12 protein-coding genes and 1 pseudogene are annotated in these 13,206 nt (G+C 66.9%); 6 read left to right on the top strand and 7 right to left on the bottom strand.

The window, feature by feature from the left end; translation table 11 throughout:
- Positions 1 to 185 precede the first annotated feature (185 nt).
- Positions 186 to 1,832, top strand: coding sequence for a SulP family inorganic anion transporter (locus ACA097_RS11330; RefSeq protein ID WP_371370160.1), 1,647 nt, complete (start codon positions 186 to 188; stop codon positions 1,830 to 1,832).
- A gap of 163 nt (positions 1,833 to 1,995) precedes the next feature.
- Here ACA097_RS11330 and ACA097_RS11325 read toward each other — a convergent pair whose 3' ends face one another.
- The 3 genes from ACA097_RS11325 to ACA097_RS11315 form a co-directional block, all read right to left on the bottom strand.
- Complete coding sequence (locus tag ACA097_RS11325) at positions 1,996 to 2,181, bottom strand: ribbon-helix-helix protein, CopG family (RefSeq protein ID WP_371370159.1); 186 nt, start codon at positions 2,179 to 2,181, stop codon at positions 1,996 to 1,998.
- Positions 2,182 to 2,303: 122 nt separating this feature from the next.
- Positions 2,304 to 3,290, bottom strand: coding sequence for a polysaccharide deacetylase family protein (locus ACA097_RS11320; protein ID WP_371370158.1), 987 nt, complete (start codon positions 3,288 to 3,290; stop codon positions 2,304 to 2,306).
- An 11-nt stretch (positions 3,291 to 3,301) separates the two neighbouring features.
- The gene (locus tag ACA097_RS11315; protein ID WP_371370157.1) at positions 3,302 to 3,838 is read right to left on the bottom strand and encodes an ester cyclase; all 537 of its coding nucleotides are present in this window, start codon (positions 3,836 to 3,838) and stop codon (positions 3,302 to 3,304) included.
- A 108-nt stretch (positions 3,839 to 3,946) separates the two neighbouring features.
- Here ACA097_RS11315 and ACA097_RS11310 point away from each other — a divergent pair, with 108 nt between their 5' ends.
- Complete coding sequence (locus ACA097_RS11310) at positions 3,947 to 4,861, top strand: LysR substrate-binding domain-containing protein (protein ID WP_371370156.1); 915 nt, start codon at positions 3,947 to 3,949, stop codon at positions 4,859 to 4,861.
- A 43-nt stretch (positions 4,862 to 4,904) separates the two neighbouring features.
- Here the strand turns inward: ACA097_RS11310 and ACA097_RS11305 are convergent, their stop codons facing one another.
- A complete protein-coding gene (locus ACA097_RS11305; RefSeq protein WP_043248368.1) occupies positions 4,905 to 5,339 on the bottom strand; it encodes a CBS domain-containing protein in 435 nt (144 codons plus the stop codon).
- A 249-nt stretch (positions 5,340 to 5,588) separates the two neighbouring features.
- On the opposite strand from ACA097_RS11305, the gene ACA097_RS11300 reads away from it, so the two are divergent.
- Positions 5,589 to 5,795 (top strand): hypothetical protein, encoded by a 207-nt coding sequence (locus ACA097_RS11300; protein ID WP_043248371.1) that lies wholly within the window; start codon positions 5,589 to 5,591, stop codon positions 5,793 to 5,795.
- 12 nt (positions 5,796 to 5,807) lie between these two features.
- On the opposite strand, the gene ACA097_RS11295 is transcribed toward ACA097_RS11300, so the two are convergent.
- A complete protein-coding gene (locus ACA097_RS11295) occupies positions 5,808 to 6,533 on the bottom strand; it encodes a hypothetical protein (protein ID WP_371370155.1) in 726 nt (241 codons plus the stop codon).
- A gap of 410 nt (positions 6,534 to 6,943) precedes the next feature.
- Positions 6,944 to 7,987, bottom strand: coding sequence for an LLM class flavin-dependent oxidoreductase (locus tag ACA097_RS11290; RefSeq protein WP_371370154.1), 1,044 nt, complete (start codon positions 7,985 to 7,987; stop codon positions 6,944 to 6,946).
- Between the two features lie 47 nt (positions 7,988 to 8,034).
- Between ACA097_RS11290 and ACA097_RS11285 the strand changes: the two are divergent.
- Positions 8,035 to 9,279: pseudogene (locus ACA097_RS11285) on the top strand (cache domain-containing protein); the annotation flags it as partial.
- Positions 9,280 to 9,408: 129 nt separating this feature from the next.
- Positions 9,409 to 10,137: a methyl-accepting chemotaxis protein gene (locus ACA097_RS11280; protein WP_371370508.1), complete on the top strand. Its 729-nt coding sequence runs from the start codon at positions 9,409 to 9,411 to the stop codon at positions 10,135 to 10,137.
- Between the two features lie 395 nt (positions 10,138 to 10,532).
- Here the strand turns inward: ACA097_RS11280 and ACA097_RS11275 are convergent, their stop codons facing one another.
- The gene (locus ACA097_RS11275) at positions 10,533 to 11,018 is read right to left on the bottom strand and encodes a flavin reductase family protein (RefSeq protein ID WP_160285560.1); all 486 of its coding nucleotides are present in this window, start codon (positions 11,016 to 11,018) and stop codon (positions 10,533 to 10,535) included.
- Between the two features lie 576 nt (positions 11,019 to 11,594).
- On the opposite strand from ACA097_RS11275, the gene ACA097_RS11270 reads away from it, so the two are divergent.
- Positions 11,595 to 12,998 carry a cytosine permease gene (locus ACA097_RS11270; protein ID WP_371370153.1) on the top strand — a complete coding sequence of 468 codons (1,404 nt, stop codon included), beginning with the start codon at positions 11,595 to 11,597 and terminating at the stop codon, positions 12,996 to 12,998.
- The last annotated feature ends 208 nt before the right edge of the window (positions 12,999 to 13,206 follow it).

Below are 13,206 nucleotides of genomic sequence, written 5' to 3'. Positions count from 1 at the left end.
TGGCCAGGGTGTATGCAAATCTGCAGCACTGTTGGCGAATGCGCAGCGTATTGCAACGAAGGTAGCGGCTGTTCGCCAGCCCGTCAGTCGATGGGCGACGAAGGGGTTTGATGGCGGAAAACGAGTAAACTTTGATTAACATGTGATGTTAATGTGATGTGCATTCTTCGACGAAGGAGCGGAGCATGATCGCCATACGCGAAGCCTGGCAGGCCGGCCTGCTGCAAGGGCGGCACTGGCCGCGCAACCTGCTGGCGGGAGTGATAGTCGGGGTGGTCGCGCTGCCGCTGGCCATGGCCTTCGCCATCGCTTCCGGCGTGAAGCCCGAGCAGGGCCTGTACACCGCGATAGTCGCGGGCCTGGTCGTGTCGCTTTGCGGCGGCAGCCGAGTGCAGATCGCCGGGCCGACCGGCGCCTTCATCGTCATCCTCGCCGGCATCACCGCGCGCTACGGCGTGGACGGTCTGCAGCTGGCCACGTTGATGGCCGGGGCGATCCTCCTGCTGCTGGGCGTCAGCCGCCTGGGCAGCGTCATCAAGTTCATCCCCGACCCGGTCATCGTCGGCTTCACCGCCGGCATCGGGGTGATCATCTGGGTCGGCCAGTGGAAGGACTTCTTCGGCCTGCCGGCGGTGGGCGGCGAGCATTTCCACCAGAAGCTCTGGCACCTGCTGCAGGTGCTGCCGCAACTGCACCTGGCGACCACCCTGCTGGCCCTGCTGGGGCTGGCGACGGTGCTCTACGGGCCGCGGCTGCCGTACCTCTCGCGGGTGCCCGGGCCGCTGCTGGCGATGGTCCTGGTGAGCGCGCTGCAGACGCTGTTCCAGTTCGACGGGGTAGCCACCATCGGCAGCGCCTTCGGCGGCATTCCGCGCGGCCTGCCGACCCCGAGCCTGCCGGAGATCACGTTGCCGCGCGTGCTGGAGCTGATCGGCCCGGCCTTCGCCATCGCCATGCTCGGCGCCATCGAGTCGCTGCTCTCGGCGGTGGTCGCCGACGGCATGGCCGGCACCCGCCACGACTCCAACCAGGAGCTCATCGGCCAGGGCATCGCCAACCTCCTGGCACCTTTGTTCGGCGGCTTCGCCGCCACCGGCGCCATCGCCCGTACCGCCACCAACATCCGCAACGGCGGCAGCAGCCCGCTGGCCGGCGTGGCCCACTCGGCGACCCTGGTGCTGATCGTCCTGTTCCTCGCCCCGCTGGCCTCGGGCATTCCCCTGTGCGCGCTGGCGGCAATCCTTTTCGTGGTGGCCTGGAACATGAGCGAGGCCCGCCACTTCGTGCGCATGGTCCGCCGCGCGCCCCGGCCCGATGTGGCTATCCTGCTGATCACCTTCGGCCTGACGGTGTTCAGCGACCTGGTGATCGCGGTGAACATCGGCGTGATCCTGGCCATGCTGCTGTTCATGCGGCGCATGGCCTCGGCGGTGGAAGTGTCGCAGCAAGGAGACGCCGAACTTCAGGGCGAGCTGCCCAAGGCGCTGCCGCCGGGCGTGCTGGTATACAGCATCGAAGGCCCGCTGTTCTTCGGCGCCGCCGAAACCTTCGAACGCGCCCTCCAGCAGACCCACAGCGACCCGCGCCTGCTGGTGATCCGCCTGCGCCATGTGCCCTTCATGGACATCACCGGCATGCAGACCCTGGAGGAAGTGATCCAGCAACTGCGCAAGCGCGGGGTCACGGTGAAGCTCTGCGAGGCGAGTGCGCGGGTCAGGCACAAGCTGCTGCGCGCGGGGATCATCGAGGCGGTGGGGCGGCAGAACTATCACGCCACCTTTGCGCTGGCGTTGGCGGCCTGCGAGCAGCGTGAAGAAGCGGGCGCCCCGTAGGCGCGGATCTCATCCGCGAACGGCCTTGCACGGTGTCCCCTCGTAGGAGCGGCCCATGGCCGCGATTCGCGCGCATGGCGCGTTCCTACAGGTGGGTATTGGCACGGGGATCTTCGCGGATGAATCCGCTCCTACAGGGGCCATGCGCGGTAACGCGCTTGGCTCAGTCCTGCTCCGCGCCGCCCTTCGCCTGGCTGGCGTAGCTGACGCCGTGGCTCTCCAGGTAGTCGCGGATCAGCTGGCGGACCACCTGCGAGGGCGTCAGGTCCTGGCTGGCGCAGAGTTCCTCGAAGGCCTTCTTCTTCTGCGGGTCGATCAGCACGGTAAGGCGTGCGGTGCGGTTTTCCATGGGCCGGTCTGCTTGCTCGGATGCGGATGTGCATCGAATTCTAATGCCGCGCTCCGCCGGCTGCCATGGCACGGCGCCCGTTCCGCCGGCGGCACTCCTGGCGAGCGCCGCCTGCGTGGCATTCAGATGACCTCGCTTTCGCGCAGGCTCGCCGGGCTGGCGAGGGTGAAGCGGGCGATCTCGTCCTTGCGCAGGAAGGCCACGCCCGGATGTTGCCGCGCGTAGGCCAGGAATTCGTCCCACACCCGCGTCATCTGTGGAGTGCCGCTGATACGGTCGTGGGCGCTGAGGGACATCATGCGCCGCCGGCTGCCGGCCTCCTCGTAGAGCTGGTCGAACTCGCCGCGGATCTGTGCGAGGAACTGCTGCGGCGAGTAGTTGCGCCCTTCGACGAGCAGGATGTCGTTGTTGCGCAGGGTGTAGGGCACCACCACGAAGTCCTTGCCGTTGACCGGCTCGATGAAGGGCTCGTCCCGGCTCAAGTCGTCGATGTGGTAGAGGTAGCCCAGCTCCTGCAGCAGCGACAGCGTGTTGGGACCGCGGCGCAGCCAGTTGCAGTTGTAGCCCTGCGGGCGCTGGCCGGTGACCGCCTCGACCATGTCGCGCGCGGCGATCAGGAAGGCCCGTTCCTCGTCGCGCGGCATGGCGTACTGCGAGCTCCAGCGCGGCCCGTGGCCGGCCGCCTCGTGGCCGCGACGGACGATCTCGCGGGCCAGCTCGGGGTGCTTCCGCACCGCTTCGCCGATCATGTGCGAGGTGACCTTCACGCCATGCTTGTCCCACAGGTCGAGTAGCCGTGGGATGCCTTCGCGGTAGCCGTAGGCGAACCAGCTGTTGGCCGCCGCGTCGGCCGGCACGCTGGCCGGGAAGTCGACCTTCGGGAAGGGGCTGTCGGTGCCCTTGAGCGGCTGGCCGCCCGCCTCGAACTGCATGGAGATGGAGATCACCAGGCGGACGCCGTCGGGCCAGAAGCCGCCCTTGCCGGGTTTTGGCTGCACGGCCGGGGTGGTTGCCGAGGCGGTCTGGGCGAGGGCGGCGCCGGCAGCGAGCACGCCGACGCCGCCGAGGAAGGTGCGGCGTCCGACGCCGTGGGTGGAGGGCTTGTCCATGGCCGCGCTCCTCAGCTGCCGACCACGCCGAGCTGGCGCAGCAGGGTCAGGTTGTCCTCGATGTGCCAGTTGTCGGCGATGCGCCCGTCGACCACTCGGTAGATGTCGGTGGCGATGAAGTCCACCGTCTGGCCTTTGCCCTGGACCTGCTGGAAGCGCCCGCTGAAGTGGCCGCGGAATCGCAGGTGGACGACCACCCGGTCGCCGGCGACCAGCAGTTGCTCGATGTGGCAATCGAGGTCGGGAATGGCGCTCTTCATCATCTTCGAGGCCTGCAGGGGACCTTCGATGCCCTGCACGCGTCCGGCGGGAAGGGTGCGGTCGGTGAAGTCGGCGGCCAGGGCGGCGCGCGCCAGCGCCGGGTCGCCGCTGTTCCAGAAGCTGGCGTAGCGGCGTGCGGCGAGGATCTGCGCGTCGCGCTGGGAGGCCGGCAGCGAGGCGTCGGCAATCACCTGGGCAGGTTCGAGCAGGGCGGGTTCGGCGTGCGCCTGGGCGGCGATGCCGGTGAGCAGGGCGAGGCTGGCGAGGGTGGAACGCAGGCGGGTCATGGCGGCTCCTCAAGGGCTGCGGTGGGGATGCGCCTATTGTTGGTTGCCGATTCGTGGGGAAATACGCTATTCGGGAAGATGCATTCTTTCTGAAAAGCGAAGGATTCGATGATCGATAACCTGCCCGCCCTGGTCGCATTCGACCGTATCGTCCGCAGCGGCAGCCTCTCCGCCGCGGCGCGCGAGCTGGACCTCTCCCTGGCCGTGGTCAGCAAGCGTCTTGCGCAGCTGGAGGCGGGGCTCGGCGTACGCCTGCTGCAGCGCACTACCCGGCGTCAGACGCTGACCGAGGAAGGCGCGCTATTCCATGCCAGCGTGGTGCGCATCCTTGCCGAGCTGGAGTCCGCCGAGGCGCTGCTCGGCCAACGCCGCCAAGCGGTGAGCGGCCTGCTGCGCCTGGGGGCGCCGGTGGACCTTGGGCGACGCTGGATCGCGCCCATCGCCGGCGACTTCCAGCGCCTGCATCCGCACCTGGACATCCAGCTGGAACTGAGCGACTCGCTGGCCGACCTGCTCGACGACGGCCTCGACCTGGCGGTCCGCGTCGGCAGCCTGGCCGATTCCTCGCTGATCGCCCGCCCGCTGGCGGACAACTACCGCGTGCTCTGCGCTGCGCCGGCCTACCTGCGTGAATGCGGCGAGCCGCAGCACCCGGCGCAGCTGGCCGAGCACCGCTGCCTGCTCAACAGCGACCAGCCCCGCGGCGAATGGCGCTTCAGCGGGCCGGACGGCGAGCGTGTCGCGGTGAAGGTGCGCGGGGCGCTGGTGAGCAACGATGGTGGCGCGGTGCAGGCTTGGGCGCTGGCCGGCATGGGCATAGCGCTGAAGTCGATCTGGGATGTCGGCGACGCCCTGGCCGCCGGGCAGCTGCAGCGCATCCTGCCTCACTACCGCGCGCCCGAGGCACCGCTGCATGCGCTCTATCCGCATGCCGGACACCTGGCACCGCGGGTGCGGGTGTTCGTCGACTACCTGCGCGAGCGACTGGCAGCGGCCTGGCGCTGGGACGGGGCGGCGGGATGAAAAAAGCCCCGGCGTGGCCGGGGCTTTCGGGAGGCGGTGATCGTCATTCGCCGCGAATGTATTGCTCCAGCTGCTGGATGAGCGCGGCCTGTTCGGCGATGGCTTCCTTGACCAGGTCGCCGATCGACAGCAGGCCGATCAGCTTGCCGTTCTCCACCACCGGCAGGTGGCGCAGGTGGCGGTCGGTCATCAGTTGCATGCAGGTGTCGACGTTCTGCTGCGAGTCCACCGTGACCACCGGCGAACTCATGATGGTCTTCACCGGCGTGCCGACCGAGGAACGGCCCTGCAGGACCATCTTGCGCGCATAGTCACGCTCGCTGATCACACCCACCACCACCCCGTTGTCCACCACCGGCAGGGCACCGACGTTCTTCGCCGCCATCACCCGGAGGGCGTCGAGCACCATCTCCTGCGAGCCGATGGTGTGTACTTGCTGTTCCTGTTTGGTGTGGAGGATCTGCGCAACGGTCTTCATTCAGGGTGTCCCTCGGTGGCTGGCTGGGGGCGCTGGGCGCTGGGTAGGCAACAGGATCGTCAGGCGACGGACGGCGGGCAACACCGCGCAATCCATCGCTTCGATAGCGAAACCTCATGCGTCACACTTGAGTGTATAGCTCGCTCGCCCGCGGCTTGCCCGGCGAGCGACCCGCGCAGTTCCCGCCGCGACCGCAACGCCTTAGCATGTGCGCCCCGCATCAACCCCAGGCCGATCGAGGCTGCCCCCATGAACGACGACGACATCGACCTTCCCGAACCGGAACACGACCACCTGCTGGACCACGAATTCCACGACCTGCCCGAGACCGGTGAGGACGACGCCACCGGCCTGCTGGACGATCTTGAGGAAACGGTCGAGGAGGAAGGCGAGGAAGACGCGGCGCTCGACGACTGGGATGAGGACGACTCCGACGCCCACTGGCACGACGACTGAGCCGGCCCCCGGCTACTGGCCGGTGAGGCGGCGGTACTCCGTCTGGTACTGGTCGAACGGCAGGTTGCTGCCCTGCAATTTCTGCAACTGCTGCTCGCGCCCGTCATTTACCGCCACGGGCTTGCCCAGGTGCTCGCTTCCCGCCAGTGACTGCCCGGGTCCCGGTGCCGGCTTGGCTTTGGCAGGCTCCTGCTCGGGGCTGGTGGCCGGCGGCGCGGGCAGGGGCTCGCGCTTGGCGATGCGCTGGGCGCTGGTGAGTTCGTTGATGATTTCCGCGGAGATGGTCTTGATCTGGCCCTGCACCGATTCCGGCTCGTCGGATTCGCTTTCATAGCGGCGCGAGCCGAGCAGACGACCGCTTGGGCCATCGGCGAAGCGCACGTCGACACGCATCACCGCATCGCCCAGGTCGCCGCCAGCCGGGCCGGCCTGCTGCAGGCGCTGCACTTCGACGACCAGCAAAGTGGCGGCCTGGGCGCCGCCGGGCAGCGCACCGACCTGTTCGCTCAGTTGGTAGTCCGCGTCGCTGGCGGCCTGCTGCAGGGCGCGCCGCCAGGCGCCGGTCAGGCGCGGCCAATCCGGACGGGCGGTGATCGACGGATCGCCCTGGAAGCTCACGAGCAGATGGTTCTGGGTATCGGCGTAGGTCCTGATCGGCGACATGCCGTCGTCCTTCTTGACCTCTGCCGCGCAGCCGGCAAGTCCGGCCGCCAGGAGCACGACTAATAGGGTGCGCACGGTGAACTCCTTTTTTCTTGTAAGAGGAATATCCACTCACGGCTGGAGATGTGTGGGGCAGGTGCTTAAGACTAGTCGGCGCAGGGCGATCCCGCTGTCCGGTCATCGCCGTTTTTCGCCGCGGGTCATGACCCCCCTCAGCGCGCTACCCACCGGTCGGGCGATTTCAGCCAGCGAGACCGCCCGGGCCCCGATCTGCAAGTCGAGGCCAAATTCCGCCAGTACGGCGTCGGCCAGCACCAGGGGGCGGGCGTGTCATGGGCTTCGGCCCAGAGGCCGAGTGATGCATCACGTAGGCGGATATCCTGGGCAATAAGGGAACCGGCGTTGAGGGACGGTCTGGCCGCGGAGGCCTATGAAAAAGCCCGCGCAAGGCGGGCTCTTTTCAGTGCATTCGGCACAGTCGGCACTCAGCGGAAGGCCGGCACCACGTGCTTGATGAAGAGTTCCAGGGACTTCTTCTTCTCGGCGTACGGCAGGCTGTTGTCCGCCCAGAAGCTGAACTCGTCGACGCCCAGCTCCTGGTAGTGGCGGATGCGCGCGATGATTTCCTCGGGGGTGCCGATCATGGTGTTCTTGCGGATGTTTTCCAGCTCGAACTCCGGACGATCCTTGAACTTCTCTTCCGGGCTGGGCGGCAGGATGCCGTTGACCGGGGTCTGCTTGTTGCCGAACCAGGCGTCGAAGGTGCGGTAGAAGCGCGAGATGGCGGCGGCGCCGACCTTCCAGCCTTCCGGATCGTCCGCGGTGTGTACGTGGGTGTGGCGCAGGACCATCAGTTGCGGGCGCGGCACGCCGGGGTTGTTGGCCAGGGCGGCCTCGAACTTGTTCTTCAGGTCGACCACTTCCTCGTCGCCCTTCATCAGCGGGGTGACCATCACGTTGCAGCCGTTGGCCACCGCGAAGTTGTGCGAGTCCGGGTCGCGCGCGGCGATCCACATTGGCGGAGTCGGCTTCTGCAGCGGGCGCGGCGAGGAGGTCGAGGTGGGGAATTTCCAGATCTCGCCGTCATGTGCGACGTCGCCCTGCCACAGCGCCTTGACCACCGGGACCATCTCGCGCAGGTACTTGCCGCCGTCGGTGGCCGGCATGCCGTTGGCCATGCGGTCGAATTCGTACTGGTAGGCACCGCGCGCCAGGCCCACTTCCATGCGGCCGTTGCTGATCACGTCGAGCAGGGCGCATTCGCCGGCGACGCGGATCGGGTGCCAGAAGGGCGCGATGATGGTGCCGGCGCCCAGGCGGATGGTCTCCGTGCGCGCGGCGAGGTAAGCCAGCAGCGGCATCGGGCTCGGCGAGATGGTGTATTCCATGGCGTGGTGTTCGCCGATCCACACGGTGCTGAAGCCACCGGCCTCGGCCATCAGGGTCAGTTCGGTGAGTTCTTCGAACAGCTGGCGATGGCTGGGTTGCTCGTCGTAGCGCTCCATGTGCACGAACAGGGAAAATTTCATATCGCTTACCTCGAACCTTTCTTGTATCCGGGCTTGCGGCCCGGCGGATGGGGAGGCGCGGAGGGGCGCGCCACGGAATTCGGGGATCGGCACGGTCATGGCGGGCTGCCATCACGGTACTGGGTTTCCATGGATTATTGGTATACCATAATACGGAATATCTGCAAGGCGTTTCTGCCCAGCGTGCAGCCAAGGAAGAAAGGATGAATCTCAAAAAGAAACTGATCCTCGCCTTTTCCGCCATCGCCAGCCTGCCGGTGATCCTCGTCGCCGTACTGGTGATCCTCAACCTGCGCAGCGAGGCGCGGCAAAGCTTCATCGACGGCAGTGGCCGCGAGATCCGCCAGGTGGAGAACGCCATGCAGCTGTTCTTCGATGGCATCACCCAGAATGTCGAGTACCTGGCCAGCCACCCGCAGATGCAGGCCATCGACGGCAGCCTCAAGCAGTTCATCGGCGCCGACGCCCCGCAGCACCCGGCTGGCCCGCTGGACCGCCAGGTGTTCGACCTGTTCGCCGGCCTGGCCCACAGCCACCCGGACTACGCTTATGTCTCCGTCGGTACCCGCGACGGCGGCTACGCCTTCTGGCCCGGCGACGACCAGCTCGCCAGCTACGACCCGCGCACCCGTCCCTGGTACCAGGCGGCCATGGCCCAGCCGGGCAAGACCCAGCGCACCCACGCCTACTACTGGGCGGCGGACAAGGTGGCGCTGGTGAGCACGGTGCGCACCTTCGGCAACCGTTTGGGCGAGCAGGGAGGGGTAGTCAACATCGACGTGTCCCTCAAGCGCCTGACCGACATCGTCAAGGGCATCAAGCTGGGCAGCAGCGGCTACCTGATGCTGATGGAAGGCGACGGCACCATCCTCGTCGACCCCAACCAGCCGGAGCACAACTTCAAGAAGCTCGGCGAGCTGGGCGCCAACTACGCGCAGCTGGCAAGTGCGGAAAAGGGCCTGGTGGAAGTGACCATCGACGGCGAACGCTACCTGGCCAACGTCTGGCCGTCCGACGCGCTGGGCTGGCGCTTCGTCGGCGTGATCAAGGAAAGCGAGGTGATGAGCGCGGCGACCCGCCTGACCTGGGGCGTGGCGCTGATCGCGGCGATCATCGCGCTGGCCTTCGCCGGTGTCGGTGCGCTCTTTGCCGGCCTGGTGGTGCGCCCGGTGCGCGCGGTGGCCGAGGGCCTGGAGGGCATCGCCCAGGGCGACGGCGACCTGACCGGTCGCCTGGCGGTGCGCGGGCGCGACGAAACGGCGCAGCTCGCCGGCTGGTTCAACCAGTTCCTCGACGCGATCCGCCGCCTGGTGCAGAACATCGGCCAGGCCGCGGCGAGCATCCACCAGAGTTCCGGCAGCTCCCGCGAAACCTCCCAGGCCCTGGCCGATACGGCGGCACGCCAGCGCGAGGCGGTGGACATGGTGTCCACGGCCTTCAACGAGATGGTCATGACCGCCAACGAGGTGGCGCGTTCCTGCAGCCAGGCCGCGGACTCCGCCGAGAGCGGCCAGCGCCAGGCCCACGACGGCCAGCAGCAGATCGACGAGGCGGTGGAGAGCGTCGGCCGCCTGAGCGACGAGATCGCCCACTCGGCCGACGCCATGCGTCAGCTGGAGCAGGACAGCAACGACATCCAGTCGATCCTTGGCACCATTCGCTCGATCGCCGAACAGACCAACCTGCTGGCGCTCAACGCCGCCATCGAAGCGGCCCGCGCTGGTGACCAGGGACGTGGATTCGCGGTGGTGGCCGACGAGGTTCGCGCGCTGGCGCGACGGACCGCCGAGTCCACCGGCGAGATCGACGCGCTGCTGGGCAACCTGGCGCGTCGTACCCACGACACCGGCAAGCAGATGCAGGCCAGCCTGGAAGCCTCGCAGCGCACGGTCGGCTCGATCCGCGAGGCCCGCGCCTGCTTCGGCGCCATCCGCGAATCGGTGGACGTGATCCGCGACATGAATGCGCAGATCGCCACGGCGGCGGAAGAGCAGCACCAGGTGGCCGAGGAGATCAACCGCCACATCAGCCAGATCCACCGCGACGCCCAGGAAGTCGCCGGCCTGGCCGACGCCACGCGCGGGGATGCGCAGGTGTTGAACGGGCTGTCGGATGAGTTGAATCGGCTGGTTTCGCGGTTCAGGACTTGAGGGGATTTGAGTGGCGGCGAATAACCACTTCGTGGTTATTCGCCCTACGTGGAACCTCCGCGCACCGCTCTTCATCACGTCATTCCCGCGAACGCGGGGAACCAGAGACGGGCTTGCTCCTGAACGATTGTGCTGGTGATTGATCCAGCTCCCTCTCCCTAACCTTCTCCCGCGAGCGGGAGAGGGGGCTGATCGGCGTGGCCGGAAGGTGCGGCGTCATCCTGTAGGAGCGGATCTCATCCGCGAAAATCCCCGCACCAACACCCCCCTGTAGGAGCGCGCCATGCGCGCGAATCGTGGGCAAGGTCCGCTCCTACAAGTACGCCCAAACGCAAAAAAGGCGCTGCGTCATCGACGGCAGCGCCTTTTCGGATTCTTGCGGGGGCGTTGGCGGTTCAGGCCATCGCCGGCAGCGCACCCATCTTGCCGCGGCAGTAGACCATCGGCTGCACGCGCTGCTCGGGGACGATCAGGTTCTTCACCGCGCCGACCATGATCGCGTGATCGCCGCCTTCGTATTCACGCCACAGCTCGCATTCGATCACGGCGGTCGCGCCATCCAGGACGGGGTTGCCCAGCTCGCTCAACTGCCATTCGATGCCTTCGGCCTTGTCCTTGCCCTTCTTGGCGAAGCTGTAGGCTTCGCGCTGCTGCTCGGCGGAGAGCAGGTGGATGGCGAACTGCTTGCGGCGGATCAGCACCGGGTAGGAGTCGGAGCTGTAGTTCGGGCAGAACAGCACCAGCGCAGGGTCCATCGACAGCGAGCTGAAGGCGCTGGCGGTCAGGCCCACCAGGTGACCGTCCTCGTCCAGGGTGGTGATCACAGTCACGCCGGAGGGGAAGGAGCCCATGACTTGCTTGTAGACGTTGGCGTCGATCATTGCGGGTACCTGCTGCCAGCTGGGTGGCGGGTTGGACGAGGTTCTTTCGTCTGATGGTATACCGTAATACTGAAAGTTCAAGCCCCCGGGATGCCGTTAGTCGGATCTCTCCGCTGCCTGTGGCATATGGGAGAGGCCGCATGCGGTCTGACTTTCAGGGTGATTTCGGGTGCTCGACAGGGGCTTGAGGGGCCGTTGTATGGCCGGTCCGTTGCGCGGAAAACGCTTGCCTGAAGTTTGGAATACCATAATATGGTCTTCAGTTTGCGGCGCCTGCCACCCTAGGGGACTGCGCTGCGACACGGCTTTTCCGTGTGGCTTTCGAACAAAGACAAGAAGCAAGGCAAAACGATGCTGTCCAATACGCACTTCCGCTGTGCCCGTATCCGGGTCTGGTACGACTCTCCCAGGTTATCTCCGCGCGTGGACCCCAGGTCCGCCGCCCGGCCCTTCGCGGCCTGAACCCTGTCACCCGTTTCCTGACTGTCCGCGCCCGTCGTAGTCTGCCCTTGGCCGTGCCTGCGCACGCGCCGTGGCGATCCGTGGCCGCGCCGATGATCCGCTGCGAGTCCGAAGATGTCCCAGTCCCCGTCCACCCCGCTCATCGAGAACCACACCGTCGACTACGTGCCGCCAGCCGAACGCCATGGTCGCGCGCGTGACCTGTTCACCCTGTGGTTCAGCACCAATATCGCTCCCCTGCCGGTGGTGACCGGCGCCATGGTCGTCCAGGTCTACCACCTGGACCTGCTCTGGGGCCTGCTGGCCATCGTCCTCGGCCATGTGCTGGGTGGCGTCGGCATCGCCCTGGCCTCGGCCCAGGGGCCACAACTGGGCATCCCGCAGATGGTCCAGAGCCGGGGCCAGTTCGGCCGCTACGGCGCGCTGCTGATCGTGTTCTTCACCGCGCTCATCTACGTCGGCTTCTTCATTTCCAACATCGTCCTGGCGGGCGAGTCGATCCACGGTATCGCCCCCTCGATACCGCTGCCCGCGGGCATCCTGCTCGGTGCGCTGGGTGCGACCGCCAGCGGCGTGATCGGCTACCGCTTCATCCACACCCTCAACCGCATCGGTACCTGGGTGATGGGCGGCGCGTTGCTGGCCGGCTTCGCCTACATCTTCGGCCATGAGCTGCCGGCGGACTTCTTCACGCGGGGTGGCTTCAACCTCTCCGGCTTCCTCGCCACCCTGTGCCTGGGCATCATCTGGCAGATCAGCTTCTCTCCCTACACCTCGGACTACTCGCGCTACCTGCCTGCCAGCATCGGCATCGCAAAGCCGTTCTTCGCCACCTTCTTCGGCGCGGTGCTGGGCACCAGCCTCTCGTTCAGCTTCGGCGCGGTGGCGGTGCTGGCGACCCCGGAAGGCACCGAGGCGATGGCCGCCGTGAAACAGGCCACCGGCGTATTCGGCCCGGCGCTGATGGTGCTGTTCCTGCTCAACATCATCAGCCACAACGCCCTGAACCTGTATGGCGCGGTGCTTTCCATCGTCACCTCGATCCAGACCTTCGCCAGCACCTGGACGCCCAGCGTGCGCCTGCGCGTAGTGCTGTCCTCCGTGGTGCTCGGTGGCAGTTGCCTGGTGGCGCTGAGCGCCTCGGCGAACTTCATCTCGCAGTTCATCGGGCTGATCCTGCCCCTGCTGCTGGTTCTAGTGCCCTGGGCTTCGATCAACCTGATCGACTTCTACCTGATCAAGCGCGGCCGCTACGACATCGCCTCGATCTTCCGCGCCGACGGCGGCATCTACGGCCGGGTCAACCCGCACGCGATCACGGCCTACTTCATCGGCATCCTGGTGCAACTGCCGTTCGCCAACACCGCGCTCTACGTCGGCCCGTACGCCAACTACCTGTCGGGCGTGGACCTGTCCTGGCTCGCCGGCCTGCTGGTGACCTGCCCGCTGTATTACTGCCTGGCCACCCGCGGCCAGTCGAGTGAAGGCGTACAAGGCGCGCTGGGCCTGGCTGAATAAGCTTCTACCGTTCCACCTCTCCGCCCCGTCCTGTGTAGCAGCTCTGACGGGGCTTTTTTTGCCTGCGATTCGGAAAGGGAAGCTCTCGCTTCCGTCGGTAGTAATGGTGCGGAGGTCTGCGGCGGATAACCGCGAAGGGTTATTCGCCCTACGGGCTGGCCGGCGTTCGGCGTCACCCTGCATGAGCGGGCCTTGCCCGCGATCAGCG

The sequence above is a fragment of the Pseudomonas sp. QL9 genome, from assembly GCF_041409665.1.
Taxonomy (GTDB): Bacteria; Pseudomonadota; Gammaproteobacteria; order Pseudomonadales; family Pseudomonadaceae; genus Pseudomonas; species Pseudomonas knackmussii.
This window is presented reverse-complemented; position numbering and strand designations above follow the sequence as displayed.

Bases quoted from the DNA above. Each gene is read 5' to 3' on its own strand.
- ACA097_RS11330 (WP_371370160.1), top strand. From the start codon at position 186: ATGATCGCCATACGCGAAGCCTGGCAGGCCGGCCTGCTGCAAGGGCGG.
- ACA097_RS11325 (WP_371370159.1), bottom strand. From the start codon at position 2,181: ATGGAAAACCGCACCGCACGCCTTACCGTGCTGATCGACCCGCAGAAG.
- ACA097_RS11320 (WP_371370158.1), bottom strand. From the start codon at position 3,290: ATGGACAAGCCCTCCACCCACGGCGTCGGACGCCGCACCTTCCTCGGC.
- ACA097_RS11315 (WP_371370157.1), bottom strand. From the start codon at position 3,838: ATGACCCGCCTGCGTTCCACCCTCGCCAGCCTCGCCCTGCTCACCGGC.
- ACA097_RS11310 (WP_371370156.1), top strand. From the start codon at position 3,947: ATGATCGATAACCTGCCCGCCCTGGTCGCATTCGACCGTATCGTCCGC.
- ACA097_RS11305 (WP_043248368.1), bottom strand. From the start codon at position 5,339: ATGAAGACCGTTGCGCAGATCCTCCACACCAAACAGGAACAGCAAGTA.
- ACA097_RS11300 (WP_043248371.1), top strand. From the start codon at position 5,589: ATGAACGACGACGACATCGACCTTCCCGAACCGGAACACGACCACCTG.
- ACA097_RS11290 (WP_371370154.1), bottom strand. From the start codon at position 7,987: ATGAAATTTTCCCTGTTCGTGCACATGGAGCGCTACGACGAGCAACCC.
- ACA097_RS11280 (WP_371370508.1), top strand. From the start codon at position 9,409: ATGGTGTCCACGGCCTTCAACGAGATGGTCATGACCGCCAACGAGGTG.
- ACA097_RS11275 (WP_160285560.1), bottom strand. From the start codon at position 11,018: ATGATCGACGCCAACGTCTACAAGCAAGTCATGGGCTCCTTCCCCTCC.
- ACA097_RS11270 (WP_371370153.1), top strand. From the start codon at position 11,595: ATGTCCCAGTCCCCGTCCACCCCGCTCATCGAGAACCACACCGTCGAC.